This is a genomic window from Haemophilus sp. THUN1690 (genome assembly GCF_059704375.1).
Genome location: NZ_AP046584.1, coordinates 17,860 through 29,579, shown reverse-complemented (window position 1 = coordinate 29,579; position 11,720 = coordinate 17,860). Strand labels below are relative to the sequence as shown.

The 11,720-nt window shown below is 43.9% G+C and carries 20 protein-coding genes; all 20 read left to right on the top strand.

The window, feature by feature from the left end; translation table 11 throughout:
* Nucleotides 1–38 precede the first annotated feature (38 nt).
* The 20 genes from AC6H22_RS09045 (at nt 39) to AC6H22_RS08950 (ending at nt 11,569) form a co-directional block, all read left to right on the top strand.
* On the top strand, nt 39–368 hold the full coding sequence (locus AC6H22_RS09045; protein ID WP_497515664.1) for an HI_1482 family protein: 330 nt from the start codon (nt 39–41) through the stop codon (nt 366–368).
* 17 nt (nt 369–385) lie between these two features.
* Nucleotides 386–904, top strand: coding sequence for a host-nuclease inhibitor Gam family protein (locus AC6H22_RS09040; RefSeq protein WP_497515663.1), 519 nt, complete (start codon nt 386–388; stop codon nt 902–904).
* A gap of 73 nt (nt 905–977) precedes the next feature.
* Nucleotides 978–1,175 (top strand): ANR family transcriptional regulator, encoded by a 198-nt coding sequence (locus AC6H22_RS09035; protein WP_497515662.1) that lies wholly within the window; start codon nt 978–980, stop codon nt 1,173–1,175.
* Nucleotides 1,176–1,185: 10 nt separating this feature from the next.
* Nucleotides 1,186–1,344 (top strand): hypothetical protein, encoded by a 159-nt coding sequence (locus AC6H22_RS09030; protein WP_497515661.1) that lies wholly within the window; start codon nt 1,186–1,188, stop codon nt 1,342–1,344.
* Nucleotides 1,341–1,559, top strand: coding sequence for a hypothetical protein (locus AC6H22_RS09025; protein ID WP_005643762.1), 219 nt, complete (start codon nt 1,341–1,343; stop codon nt 1,557–1,559). The genes AC6H22_RS09030 and AC6H22_RS09025 overlap by 4 nt, the downstream gene beginning before the upstream one ends.
* A gap of 77 nt (nt 1,560–1,636) precedes the next feature.
* Nucleotides 1,637–2,605 (top strand): hypothetical protein, encoded by a 969-nt coding sequence (locus AC6H22_RS09020; protein WP_497515660.1) that lies wholly within the window; start codon nt 1,637–1,639, stop codon nt 2,603–2,605.
* Between the two features lie 69 nt (nt 2,606–2,674).
* Nucleotides 2,675–3,133 (top strand): gp16 family protein, encoded by a 459-nt coding sequence (locus AC6H22_RS09015; RefSeq protein WP_497515659.1) that lies wholly within the window; start codon nt 2,675–2,677, stop codon nt 3,131–3,133.
* Nucleotides 3,130–3,669 carry an HI_1489 N-terminal domain-containing protein gene (locus AC6H22_RS09010; protein ID WP_497515658.1) on the top strand — a complete coding sequence of 180 codons (540 nt, stop codon included), beginning with the start codon at nt 3,130–3,132 and terminating at the stop codon, nt 3,667–3,669. Before AC6H22_RS09015 ends, AC6H22_RS09010 begins: the two co-directional genes overlap by 4 nt.
* 148 nt (nt 3,670–3,817) lie before the next feature.
* Nucleotides 3,818–4,255, top strand: a complete 438-nt coding sequence (locus AC6H22_RS09005) for a Mor transcription activator family protein (protein WP_497515657.1) — start codon at nt 3,818–3,820, stop codon at nt 4,253–4,255.
* A 76-nt stretch (nt 4,256–4,331) separates the two neighbouring features.
* On the top strand, nt 4,332–4,835 hold the full coding sequence (locus tag AC6H22_RS09000; protein WP_497515656.1) for a glycoside hydrolase family 108 protein: 504 nt from the start codon (nt 4,332–4,334) through the stop codon (nt 4,833–4,835).
* 165 nt (nt 4,836–5,000) lie between these two features.
* Nucleotides 5,001–5,291: a DUF2644 domain-containing protein gene (locus AC6H22_RS08995; protein ID WP_497515654.1), complete on the top strand. Its 291-nt coding sequence runs from the start codon at nt 5,001–5,003 to the stop codon at nt 5,289–5,291.
* On the top strand, nt 5,291–5,548 hold the full coding sequence (locus AC6H22_RS08990; RefSeq protein ID WP_497515653.1) for a DUF2681 domain-containing protein: 258 nt from the start codon (nt 5,291–5,293) through the stop codon (nt 5,546–5,548). The genes AC6H22_RS08995 and AC6H22_RS08990 overlap by 1 nt, the downstream gene beginning before the upstream one ends.
* Entirely contained in the window at nt 5,541–5,675 is a 135-nt protein-coding gene (locus AC6H22_RS08985) for a hypothetical protein (protein WP_497515652.1), read from the top strand. Before AC6H22_RS08990 ends, AC6H22_RS08985 begins: the two co-directional genes overlap by 8 nt.
* Nucleotides 5,672–5,908 carry a TraR/DksA C4-type zinc finger protein gene (locus AC6H22_RS08980; RefSeq protein ID WP_497515651.1) on the top strand — a complete coding sequence of 79 codons (237 nt, stop codon included), beginning with the start codon at nt 5,672–5,674 and terminating at the stop codon, nt 5,906–5,908. The genes AC6H22_RS08985 and AC6H22_RS08980 overlap by 4 nt, the downstream gene beginning before the upstream one ends.
* Nucleotides 5,908–6,237: a DUF2730 family protein gene (locus tag AC6H22_RS08975; RefSeq protein ID WP_005641502.1), complete on the top strand. Its 330-nt coding sequence runs from the start codon at nt 5,908–5,910 to the stop codon at nt 6,235–6,237. The genes AC6H22_RS08980 and AC6H22_RS08975 overlap by 1 nt, the downstream gene beginning before the upstream one ends.
* On the top strand, nt 6,234–6,527 hold the full coding sequence (locus AC6H22_RS08970) for a VpaChn25_0724 family phage protein (protein ID WP_005641499.1): 294 nt from the start codon (nt 6,234–6,236) through the stop codon (nt 6,525–6,527). Before AC6H22_RS08975 ends, AC6H22_RS08970 begins: the two co-directional genes overlap by 4 nt.
* Before the next feature lie 22 nt (nt 6,528–6,549).
* Nucleotides 6,550–7,119: a DUF3486 family protein gene (locus tag AC6H22_RS08965; protein WP_005641497.1), complete on the top strand. Its 570-nt coding sequence runs from the start codon at nt 6,550–6,552 to the stop codon at nt 7,117–7,119.
* A complete protein-coding gene (locus AC6H22_RS08960) occupies nt 7,119–8,669 on the top strand; it encodes a terminase large subunit domain-containing protein (RefSeq protein ID WP_497515650.1) in 1,551 nt (516 codons plus the stop codon). Before AC6H22_RS08965 ends, AC6H22_RS08960 begins: the two co-directional genes overlap by 1 nt.
* A gap of 10 nt (nt 8,670–8,679) precedes the next feature.
* Nucleotides 8,680–10,239, top strand: coding sequence for a DUF935 domain-containing protein (locus AC6H22_RS08955; RefSeq protein WP_497515649.1), 1,560 nt, complete (start codon nt 8,680–8,682; stop codon nt 10,237–10,239).
* The gene (locus tag AC6H22_RS08950) at nt 10,229–11,569 is read left to right on the top strand and encodes a phage head morphogenesis protein (RefSeq protein ID WP_497515648.1); all 1,341 of its coding nucleotides are present in this window, start codon (nt 10,229–10,231) and stop codon (nt 11,567–11,569) included. The genes AC6H22_RS08955 and AC6H22_RS08950 overlap by 11 nt, the downstream gene beginning before the upstream one ends.
* The last annotated feature ends 151 nt before the right edge of the window (nt 11,570–11,720 follow it).

The following is an 11,720-nucleotide window of genomic DNA, read 5'->3' as shown; positions in this document are numbered from 1 at the left end:
ATTTTAACCGCCCAAGCACAAATGAAAGGAGCGAACTAATGGAAAACTCAGCAAAAATCAACCGCACTTTAAGTGAACAAGCCAAACCGCACCCCGTGTTTGGCGGATGCAACAAAATCGCACTGGGGTATTTATCACAAGCGCAGAAATGCATAAACGAACTTAACAAAATGGGTTTGCATGTGGTGAATATTGAGTTCGACAAAATTAAACCTCGCGTTCGCATTGAGCAAAATGCTATCACGAAGAAATTTGAGAAAACTGGTCAAGCCTTTGCCTACATTCAAGGCAACGACGGCGCACATTGGGCGGAATATCAAATGATGGTCGAAGGCATCAAAGTGATTTGGCGTTCCTATTTACATTAACCAACAGGAGAAAAGAAATGGCTAAAAAAGCAACCCGCATTAAAACCGACACCTTTGCAGTGCGTTATCAAACGCGCGATGAAGTGGAAGTTGCAATTAAAGAAATCGGCGATTTAAACCGCGAATTAGAACGCCTAGCGATTGAACAAAACGACAAGCTAGCTGCAATCACCGAAGAATACGCGCCACGCATGAACGAAGTGAAAGAAAAGCTCGCACCAAAACAAGATGCGGTGCAAGCATGGTGTGAGAGCCGACGTGATGAACTCACGCAAAACGGCAAAACTAAAACTGGTTCATTTAATACAGGCGAAGTGCAATGGCGCCAACGTCCGCCAAGTGTGGGGATTCGTGGAGCGGAATCAGTGCTTGAAAGTTTACGCACCCTAGGGCTTGTTCGATTCATTCGCACCAAGGAAGAAGTAAACAAAGAAGCCATGTTAAACGAGCCAGAATTGGCGGCAACGGTGGCTGGTGTGACGATTAAAACAGGAGTGGAAGACTTTGTGATTACGCCGTTTGAGCAAGATATTTAAAACCTATTTCAACGCGCTTTAAACCTAATTTAAGGCGCGTTCATAATGGGCTTTAAACCAACAGGAGAACCTTATGAACAAAAACATCAACAAGTTTGATCGCTTTAAATATTACAGTGAACAAGCGGCAAACAGTGAACGTGGAGGCGAACTGCAAGACGCCAAAGAGCAATGGGCGATTGCGGAACTTAATGCACCTGACGCTCGTAACCGAGAATGGTGCAAACACCGCGCCGCGTTTTGTGAACGAGTATTAAGAAAACCGTTTTAAGGGGGAGATTATGACTGATTATATCGTGCGCTTATATGGCGTGATTGAAGTGAAAATGACAGCAGAAACACTAGAACAAGCCATTGAGTTGTGTGATTTAAACACCGCTCCGCCATTAACCGGTTTAGTTGTGGAAATTGATTCAGTGATTGAAGGGGAAGAAGTATGACAGCACCAACATTAAATTTAGATGATATTACACGTGAAGTAGCCGATGTGATCGGTAATCTTGAGCTAGTGCAATCTTGCGTATTAGACGGTGATATTGATACCGCCAAAACCATGTATGCAAGAACCTTGGAGATGGCAAAAAAATTCGGTCATCGCTTTGCTTGCAGTGAAGTGAAATTGGAATTTGGCGCGGTGTTTGATCCGAATTGCTAGAGCATATTTACAGCCCATTCTGACCGCACTTAGTGGGCTGAATAATGTGTTTTCAATCAACCAAAAAGGAGCAAATTATGCGTAACACAGATTTTATCACCTTGAAGCAATGCGAAATTTACAGCGCACATTTTCCTACCGATGATGTAATTTCACGTGTTGAAAATATGCGTGGGCATTCCGACGAAAATTTTTTACGTTGGGAAACGGTCACTAATCCAATTAACGGCAAAAAAGTGACGAAATTGGGCAATGGCAACCTGTTTTTCTCCGTGCATTTTGAGTGGCTTAATCTTTCCAAAGCCTTGCTAGAGCATCAAATTTGGCAGCTTAAAAAACTCGGAGAACACGAACTTGGCAATGTAGTGGGAATGAGTGAAAAAGAGATTGTCTCAAAAGCTAAAGAAACCTTATTGGCACAAGATTTGCCGTATTCATCCGAAATCGTGAATTTCTTCTACTGTGCCGAAACGCACCATTTAATTACTAACAGTCGCTCACCACGTGCACGCATTGCGATTGGCAAAATTGTGTCAAATATGAGTGTGGTTGAGTTTAGAACCTTTGTGGTATCAGAAGAAAAACTCGGTTTAACGGCAAAATTGACCGCACTTTTAACGGAAAATAAGCCGATGTTTAATCACTTACATTTTGCAAACCGCACGACACTTTATCTTGCACAAGGCGAATTTAACGAAACACGCACCTATTTAGATTGCGCCATTCGTAGTGACGACTCGACTAGTAAAGAACGCGTGATTGAAGCCTTAAAAAATGGCTATCGCGTGCAATCAATCAAACTGTTCAGCTGGAATGAAGAAGGTAAAGATGACATAAGTTTTACACTGACATCTAGCTTAAAAATCAACAAAATCAAGTTTTCTGGTTTTGAGAGAATGAAAAGCACCGTCAGCACCAATAGTTTCGGCAAACACGCAGCAGAATTTGAATCCTATATAGCCCGTCAGTTTGCGGCATTGGACAAGATTGTGAAAGGCATTTTGCTTGGTTTTGTTGAAGGCACAAAACTCGAAGAAAACATTTAAAACCCATTTACAGCCCATTTGAATCACGTTTAAGTGGGCTGAATAATGTGTTTTAACAGGAAAAAAACAATGTATCAAACCAAACCCAAACTAATACAGCTAATTCACATTGCCAAGCAAAAACTGGCAATGGATGAATATAGCTACCGCGCCATGCTTGAGCGCGTTACCGGGAAAACATCATGCAAAGAAATGAGTGTGGCGGAGTTAATGAAAGTGGAAGCGGAGATGGAAGCCAAAGGATTTAAGAAAACCAGCCGCCGAAATCATTCGCCAAGCAGAAAAAGTGCGTTTGTAAAAAGCAACATTGCCCACAAAATCCGCGCCATTTGGATTGAAATGAGCAAGAAAGGATTGGTGCGCGATGGGTCGGAAACCGCATTAAACAAATGGGTGCGCGGTGTGGTGAACCCGATATTAACGGCTCAAAACAAACCGCTTGCGCTGAATGTGGGCGCATTAAACGACCAAATGGCTGGTTTAGTGCTTGAACGCCTGAAAAAATGGCAAGCAAGGGGGAATGTATGAAATTGTGCCGTTGTCCGGTGTGCCATTCTGATATTCACCTCGACCAACTGTTGGAAGATGATGCAGGACGTGAATTATTAGGGCTGATTACCGAGTTAAAATATGGCGTGGCGCGTCCTTTGGTCAGTTATATCGCATTGTTCCGCCCTGATAAATCAGCCTTGAGTAACTTAAGAGCGGTTAAATTAATGCGCGAAGTGCTAGATTTATTCCCGCCTTCTCAATTATTAGCCCACTGTTTGAGTGAGACGGTCAATTCAGTGCAGAAAAAACGCCGAGAAAGCCGAAATCTCGCCCCGCTTAACAACCACCGCTACTTAATGCAAGTGATGGAAACCAACAAACCACTATTTTCAGGTGTAGGGTCTGCTGCAATCAACAACGAAGAACGCAAACAAGCCCAACGTATGGCGGAAAATAATGAAATGGAAAACACCATTCTTTATATCGAACGCTTTTACCAACTGGGGCAACCAGTGGAACATTTACCAGGCTATGAAATTTGGAAAAAATGGAAAAGCCAACAAGCTAAATAAACTTTTTTAACCGCCCGAAAGGGCGGTTTTTCTTTTTAAAATCAATTAATTATTCCCTTTCTTTATTTTCCATCTTAAAAATATTTTCCCCTGAGAGATCGCAATTTTATATAATTCTGCCATTTATATTTCGCCACAAGGATTACCGATGAGCGCACAATTAAATACTCAAGAAGATTTATTTGCCGACGATCACGTGATGGTCGGTGCGTTGTTCGACCATTTAGACCACGTACCTGCAAATGAGATTATGCATAAGTGGCCGAGCACGTTGGCGGAAATTATTGATATTTTAACCTGTGAGCTTGTGCGCCAAGGGGAAAATGCGGATAATGCAAAAAGCAAAGCCGCAAAATTAACTGGCGTGATGGCGCATTATTTTGGTGGTAAATCCGTGTATTTACCTACTGGCGATGTGTTGAAAGATGCGTTACGTAATGTGCAAATTTATCACGAGTTTGACGGCAGAAATGTGTCAGACTTGGTGAGTAAATACCGTTTAAGCGAGTCGCATATTTATGCGATTTTGCGTGAACAGCGGGCGTTGTTGCGTAAACGTTATCAACGTGATTTGTTTGAATCCTAGGCTGAAACTTCACAGATCCAACTCCCCCTCCTATTCTTTAAACTTCCTTTAAATACGTTTTAAAGGAAGTTTTTTTATGTCTCTAACCTTTACACAAATCTTTAACCGCTTAATCGGACATGAGGGCGGTTATGTTAATGACACCCGCGACCCAGGCGGGGAAACCAATTGGGGGATTACTAAACGCACAGCTCAAGCAAATGGTTATCAGGGCAATATGCGTGTGATGACGCGTGATCAGGCTTTTAAAATCTACTACTCCGCCTTTTGGTTGCGTTATCAATGCGACAAGATGCCTGAAGCGGTGGCTTATCAGTTTTTTGATGCGGCTGTAAATCATGGATTAGGTAATGCAAGCCGTATGTTGCAACGTGCGGTGAATGTGGCGGATGACGGCATTATTGGCAATATGACGATTGCCGCTATTAAAAAAATGGCGATTTCTGACGTCATTATGCGTCTTAATGCTGAACGTCTTGAATTTTATTGCAAACTAAGCACTTTTGCGACCTTTGGTAAAGGCTGGGTTCGTCGTGTGGCGGGTAATCTTAAATATGGAGCGATTGATAATGAAGTTTAAATTTTTAGGCGTGTTTAAACGTGTTTTTAATTGGTTACAAAACCGAGTTTTGACAACCAAAAAAATCTCGCAAAATCGACCGCACTTTTATAGTAAAAACGCATGGAGTTATGTCTTTCGCGGCAAACCAACTCCAGCTGAAGTGATTATGTGGAGATTATGTCAATGAGTAAATTTTTTGAATTATTTACCAATAATGATGGTCGTGCGAGTACGACAGGTTTTATTCAATTTTTTGGCTTTCTGGTCATGGCTGGTGTGCTGATTTATGCCGTTTATCTTGACCGTTCTGCCGTCACTGATTTGTTCTTCTATTTTGCTTGTTTTTGTGGTGGCTCAGCGGCAACTAAAGGCGCTGTAATGGCATATCAAGCGAAACAAACAAAACCAGAAGAACCGATTACGGGCGAAGTCTATGTTGAACCGGAACAAACGGATAAGCCAAGGGGGATTTGATGACATTACAGATGATTTTAATCGGCTCAGGTACTGCACTGGCTATTTGTGGTTATGTGGTATTTAAGCTCAAACGTGCCGGGCGTGAAATTGACCGATTATTAAAAGATAACGAGCAGTTGGTCCGTGAAAAAGCTGTCTCTGATACGCAGGTGAAACATTATGAAACGAGAAAACAACATGAAGAAAACAATCGCAATGCTGACCGTGACACTCTTATTGATGGGTTGCACAAGTCAGGGGATCTCCGTGATTAATCCAAGTTGTAGTGGATTTGGCATTATCACTGCCAGCAGACAAGATACCACGGAAACCTTGCGACAAATTGCGGTACATAATGCGACCTATCGTGAGATTTGTAGCCACAACGAAGGAACCCCATGACAGATATTTTAGACCAACTCGTCGAACGTGAAGCACAGATTGAAGCCTTGCAACAAGCAGCACGCCGAATGAATCCGTTAAGTGCAGAAGCCATTCAACAGATTGCCGAAGACGGGCGAAATTGTGATGAATGTGGCGAGCCTATCCCCAAAGCGCGCTTATTGGCGCAACCTTTCGCACGTTGTTGTGTAGATTGCCAAGCCTTATTAGAAAAGGCAAACAAAGGAAAATAATGTTAGAGATTATCGAATTTTTACAAAAGCATTGGTCGATTGTGATGGCGGTCGGCGGCATTGTGTGGACGTATTTTTGGCTGACGATGGACAGTAAATATGCGCGTAAATCCGATGTAGCTGACTTGCGCAAAGCCATTGATAACAACGAAAAAAGCCTATCAGAAATGAAAGGAGAATTACGCCATTTGCCGACTTCGCAAGACGTATCTGATTTGCGGATTTTGATTACAGAGATGAAAGGCAAAAGCGATGTGTTAAGCACGAATATTAAAACCTTAAATCATCAGGTGGCGTTATTAATTGAGAAAGAAGTGAGCAAAGAATGAGTAAAGATATTTTTACCAAAGACCAACGCCTTGTGATTTTGCGATCCCTTGTGGAAGCTGGTTATGACGCGAATGAATCCATTTTAGATGATTGTTTGGCGTTATACGGGCATAAAATCAGCCGTGATTTGGTTCGCACCCATTTAAATTGGCTGGAAGAGCAAGGCTTGGTGAAAATTGAGCGTTTAGGCAACGGTTTTATGATTGCCTCCATTACCCAACGCGGTGTGGACGTGGCTAACGGTGAGGCTGTAGTGGACGGTGTAAAACGTCCTGCGCCAAAAATTTAAAGGACGTTTAAAGGTGGTTTAAATGACAGAAAAAAACACCCGTGGACGTGCCAGTAAAGTGGATTTATTGCCTCCTAACATCAAAACTCAACTGGCGATGATGTTGCGTGATAAGCAATTTTCACAGGCGGAAATTTTAGACGAAATTAATGAGTTGATCCGCGATTGCGGTTTGCCCGAGACGGCGTTACTGAGCAGAACAGGATTAAACCGTTATGCCAGTCGAATGGAAAAGATGGGGGCGAAAATTCGTGAAAGCCGTGAGATGGCAGAATTATGGGCAAAACAATTTGGCGAGGCACCGCAATCGGATGTAGGCAAACTCTTGATGGAAGCGGTGAAAACTATTGCTTTTGATAAAGCGATGTCACTTGGTCAGTTAGATGATGTGGATCCGAAAGTGATTAATCAGCTGGCGTTGATTGCTAACCGCATCGAACAAGCGCAAGCCATTAGTGAAGAACGCGAGCGAAAAATTCGTAAAGAAGTGGCGCAACTTGCCGCTGAAACAGCGGAGAATGTTGCCGTGAAAGCGGGTCTTTCAGCGGATGCGGTAGATATGTTGAAGGCGAAGATTTTAGGGGTGGCGTAATGCCAGAAAATTCAAAAAGTGCGGTGAAAAAATTGCCTGATTTTATCCCGTTCGACAAAAATGAAGTCTTGTTGGGCTATCAGAAACGCTGGATTGCTGATGATAGTCCTTTAAAAATTGCAGAAAAATCACGCCGTACCGGTCTTACTTGGGCGGAAGCAGCAGACGATGTGTTGATTGCAGGTAGAGCAAAGTCAGACGGTGGGTCTGACGTTTTTTATATTGGCTCTAACAAAGAAATGGCGCGCGAGTTTATTGATGCGTGCTCGATGTGGGCTGGTGTGTTTAACCAAGCAGCAGGCGAAATCAGCGAAGAAGTATTGGAAGACGAAGACAAAGATATTCTTACCTATGTGATTTATTTTGCTTCCGGTTTCAAGATTAAGGCCCTGTCCTCTAATCCGAAAAACTTGCGCGGTATGCAAGGGGTTGTGTGTATCGATGAAGCCGCATTCCATGAAAAGTTGGCCGAAGTATTAAAGGCTGCACTCGCGCTTACCATGTGGGGAGCAAAAGTGCGGTTGATTTCCACCCATAATGGCGTGGATAACCTGTTTAATCAGTTGATTCAAGACAGCCGTGCGGGGCGTAAAAGCTATTCAATTCATACGATCACCCTTGATGATGCCTGTGCGGAAGGCTTATATCGGCGCATTTGTCAGGTGAGTAAGCAGGAATGGAGCCAAGAGAAAGAAGCCGCCTGGAAAGCTGGGTTATTACGAGAAACAGCGACAGAAGATGATGCACTAGAAGAATACTACTGTGTACCAAAGAAAAGCTCGGGCGGTTATATTCCACGCCCGCTTGTTGATCGTGCAGCAGACCCAACAAAAATCGTCCTGAAATTTGAGTGTGATGACAAGTTTATCACCTATTCGGAAGAAGAGCGGCAAGTGCTAACGCTGGAATGGCTCCTTAAAGATGTGCAGCCTCATTTGGAAGCCTTAGATCCCCATTTACGCCATAGTTTCGGTGTGGACTTTGCGCGCAGCGGAGACTTAAGCGTGTTTGCGGTGTGCGCATGTCAGCCAAGCACGGCGCGGGAAATTGAACTCACGCTGGAAATTCGCAATTGCCCTTACGACCAACAAAAGCAAATTATGTTGTTTGTGTTACCTAAATTGCCACGTTTTATTGGGTCATCATTCGATGCGACGGGTAACGGAGGATATTTAGCAGAAAGTGCCTTGCTACGATATGGTGCAAGCATGGTGGAAACGGTGCAACTCAATGATAAATGGTATCGAGAATGGATGCCAAAATATAAGGCGTTGTATGAAAGCGAGTTAATTAAGATTCCACGTAATGAAGAGATTATCTTAGACCAAGGGCATATTGTGGTGATAAACGGTGTGCCCAAAATCGACAAAGCAAGAAGCAACGGCAAATCTGGCAAACGCCACGGAGATAGTGCGGTGGCGTATTGTATGGCGGTACGCGCGAGTTTTATGACGGGGGGCGAAATTGAATTTACACCCCTACCGAGCAAGCATCCAGAAGAAGACGATGGCGAATTTGATGATTTTATGACATCCGATTGGGATTTTTAAGGATACACCTATGCAAAGCAAAATTTTAGATATTCACGGCAACCCGTTTGTATTTGACGATGCGTTACAAACGGAAAATGACAGTCGCTTGGCGTGGCTTGCTCGTACCTATAGCGAACACCCGACCAGCGGATTGACACCTGCAAAAGCGGCACGCATTTTACGCGCCGCCGAGGTGGGCGATTTAGTCGCACAGGCGGAACTCGCGGAAGATATGGAAGAAAAAGACGCGCATTTGCAATCAGAACTGGGCAAACGCCGTAGTGCGCTTTTGACGGTAGATTGGAAGATTGTGCCACCGCGCAATGCGACACCGGAAGAACAGCGTGATGCGAATTGGTTGACGGATGTGTTGCTGGATGCCACTTGGTTGGACGATTGTATTTTTGATGCTACCGATGCAATTTTAAAAGGCTATTCTTGCCAAGAAATTCAATGGGAGCCAGAACTGATTGGCGGCTTGAAGTTGATTAAATCTGTGCAATGGCGCGATCCCTCTTGGTTTATGACCCCGACTTTTGAGCGAAATACCCTACGGCTACGCGATAGTTCGGTGGACGGTGTGCCATTGCAACAATTCGGCTGGATTACGCATATTGCGAAAGCCAAGACAGGTTATTTGTCGCGCATCGGCTTAATACGTACATTGATTTGGCCGTTTATTTATAAAAACTATTCGGCACGGGACTTCGCCGAGTTTTTAGAGATTTACGGCTTGCCGATGCGCTTAGGTAAATATCCAGAAGGGGCAACGAAAGCGGAAAAAGATACGTTACTGCGCGCCGTGATGAGCATTGGGCATAATGCTGGCGGGATTATTCCGCGTGGGATGGAAATTGATTTTGAGCGCGCCGCAGAAGGCAATGCGACAGAATTTATGGCAATGATTGAGTGGGCAGAGAAATCCATGAGTAAAGCCATTTTAGGCGGCACGCTCACTAGCCAAGCGGACGGTGCAACCAGCACAAATGCACTGGGCAATGTGCATAATGATGTACGCCTTGAGTTACGCAATAGCGATTTAAAACGCCTTTCTGCGACTTTAACGCGCGATTTAGTCTATCCGCTTTATGTGCTCAATACACATGGATTACGCGATGTTAGACGCATTCCGCGTTTTGAATTTGATGTGTCGGAATCGGAAGATATTAATCAATTTTCTGATGGTATTAATAAGCTAGTCGATATTGGCTTTCGTATCCCGACTCAATGGGCGCACGATAAGTTACAAATTCCGATGGCGGGCGAAAATGAAGCGGTACTGGAACGCAAAACGCAACCAAATTTTACCGCACTTTCGGCACAAAATGAGAAAGGTATGGCCGTGCTGTCGGTGAAACGCGATCATGAAACTCTAGTCGATGAAATGGAACCGACTGCCGAGCAATATGAAGCGATTATGGATCCGTTATTGAAACCTGTGGTAGAAGCCTTACAGCAAGGCGGTTATGAGTTTGCGCAAGAAAAAATAGCAACCCTATATGCGCAATTAGACGATAGTGAATTGGAGTCTATGATGACGAAAGCTATTTTTATTAGTGATTTATTGGGACGTTGCGATGCCAAATAATAGCGATTTGGATATGGGCTATTTGTTGCGCCTTGAGCCGAAAATGGCGGTGGATTATTTAAAATCGAAAGGCTACAAGATTACGTGGAATTGGCAAGAACAGCTCGATGCTGCGCACGCTAAAGCCTTTACGGTGGCAAAAGTGACTAAGCTGGACGTGTTGGAAACCTTACGCCAAGCAACGGAAGACGCCGTGCAAAGCGGTATGTCAGAGCGTGATTTTATTAAACAGCTTGAGCCTAAATTACGCGCGTTAGGTTGGTGGGGTAAGCAGGAAATGACCGACGACCTCGGACGAAAAACCGTGGTGCAATTAGGTAGTCCGCGCCGTTTGCGCACCATTTTACGCACCAATAAAATTACTGCTTACCACGCCGGGCGTTATGCGGAGCAAATTGCCAACAGCGACGAACAACCTTATTGGCAGTATGTGGCGGTGCTAGATAGCCGCACGCGCCCAAGCCATATGGCATTACACGGCAAAGTGTATCGTTTTGATGATCCGATTTGGGATACCCTTTACCCGCCTAATGGCTGGGGCTGTCGCTGTCGTGTACGGGCATTGAGTGATTTTCAACTGAATAATTTAGGGCTTTCGGTGGATGAAAGTGGCGGGCGTTTGCAAGAAGAATGGGCATTAGCCGGCACAGATCCTCTAAGCGGTGAAGAAACGCATAGCAAAATTACGGTATTTAAAACCAATCAAGGCACGATTAAAACGGAGCCAGGTTGGAATTATAACGTCGGGCAAGCAGCATTAGGCACTGATCGCGCGGTGATTCGTAAATTATTGCAAGTGCAAAATCGTGAATTGCGCCAACAGACTATTCAGGCGATTAATAACAGTGAAGCACGACATAAGGCGTTTGCTGATTGGGTGAAAGCCAATTTGGGCAAACGTGGAGCAAGTGTACGGTATATTTCGGCGGGGTTTGTTTCGACGGAGATTGCGGAAAGTGTCTCTGAGCTATCTGGCAGAGTAAAAATGTCGGAACGTGTACTTGTTATGACGGAAAAGCGATTAGAACATTCCAGTTCGAATAAGCATAATCAAACCGGTGTTGGACTTACTGTTGAAGAATATGCCTCAATCTCTCGTATTATTGCTAATCCAAGTCTTGTTGTATGGGATACTGAGCGTGGACATAACAATTTAATCTATTTCAACAAAGAAAAAACTATCAAGGTGGTTGTGGATTCGCCAAGTAAAGACAAGTTAAAGCCTGTAGAGAAAGTGGATTCAGTTATTAATGCTTATCGAGTTGATTATGCTGATGTATTGGCAAAAATTCGTTCTGGCGTGTACAAAATTGTGAAAGGTGAAGAGTAACGAGCTTGGCGAGTATCGAAGTCGCACAGGGCATTTATTGCTAAACGCTGTCCTACCAATTAGACAACAAGCTCGTTTCTTTTCCTGCAAAATACGCCTAAAACATGCAAAAGTCAAATTTTAAACAGGGAGTTTTGTTTATCTATCATTT

Coding starts and splice junctions, on each gene's coding strand:
- AC6H22_RS09045 (WP_497515664.1), top strand. CDS start 39: ATGGAAAACTCAGCAAAAATCAACCGCACTTTAAGTGAACAAGCCAAA.
- AC6H22_RS09040 (WP_497515663.1), top strand. CDS start 386: ATGGCTAAAAAAGCAACCCGCATTAAAACCGACACCTTTGCAGTGCGT.
- AC6H22_RS09035 (WP_497515662.1), top strand. CDS start 978: ATGAACAAAAACATCAACAAGTTTGATCGCTTTAAATATTACAGTGAA.
- AC6H22_RS09030 (WP_497515661.1), top strand. CDS start 1,186: ATGACTGATTATATCGTGCGCTTATATGGCGTGATTGAAGTGAAAATG.
- AC6H22_RS09025 (WP_005643762.1), top strand. CDS start 1,341: ATGACAGCACCAACATTAAATTTAGATGATATTACACGTGAAGTAGCC.
- AC6H22_RS09020 (WP_497515660.1), top strand. CDS start 1,637: ATGCGTAACACAGATTTTATCACCTTGAAGCAATGCGAAATTTACAGC.
- AC6H22_RS09015 (WP_497515659.1), top strand. CDS start 2,675: ATGTATCAAACCAAACCCAAACTAATACAGCTAATTCACATTGCCAAG.
- AC6H22_RS09010 (WP_497515658.1), top strand. CDS start 3,130: ATGAAATTGTGCCGTTGTCCGGTGTGCCATTCTGATATTCACCTCGAC.
- AC6H22_RS09005 (WP_497515657.1), top strand. CDS start 3,818: ATGAGCGCACAATTAAATACTCAAGAAGATTTATTTGCCGACGATCAC.
- AC6H22_RS09000 (WP_497515656.1), top strand. CDS start 4,332: ATGTCTCTAACCTTTACACAAATCTTTAACCGCTTAATCGGACATGAG.
- AC6H22_RS08995 (WP_497515654.1), top strand. CDS start 5,001: ATGAGTAAATTTTTTGAATTATTTACCAATAATGATGGTCGTGCGAGT.
- AC6H22_RS08990 (WP_497515653.1), top strand. CDS start 5,291: ATGACATTACAGATGATTTTAATCGGCTCAGGTACTGCACTGGCTATT.
- AC6H22_RS08980 (WP_497515651.1), top strand. CDS start 5,672: ATGACAGATATTTTAGACCAACTCGTCGAACGTGAAGCACAGATTGAA.
- AC6H22_RS08975 (WP_005641502.1), top strand. CDS start 5,908: ATGTTAGAGATTATCGAATTTTTACAAAAGCATTGGTCGATTGTGATG.
- AC6H22_RS08970 (WP_005641499.1), top strand. CDS start 6,234: ATGAGTAAAGATATTTTTACCAAAGACCAACGCCTTGTGATTTTGCGA.
- AC6H22_RS08965 (WP_005641497.1), top strand. CDS start 6,550: ATGACAGAAAAAAACACCCGTGGACGTGCCAGTAAAGTGGATTTATTG.
- AC6H22_RS08960 (WP_497515650.1), top strand. CDS start 7,119: ATGCCAGAAAATTCAAAAAGTGCGGTGAAAAAATTGCCTGATTTTATC.
- AC6H22_RS08955 (WP_497515649.1), top strand. CDS start 8,680: ATGCAAAGCAAAATTTTAGATATTCACGGCAACCCGTTTGTATTTGAC.
- AC6H22_RS08950 (WP_497515648.1), top strand. CDS start 10,229: ATGCCAAATAATAGCGATTTGGATATGGGCTATTTGTTGCGCCTTGAG.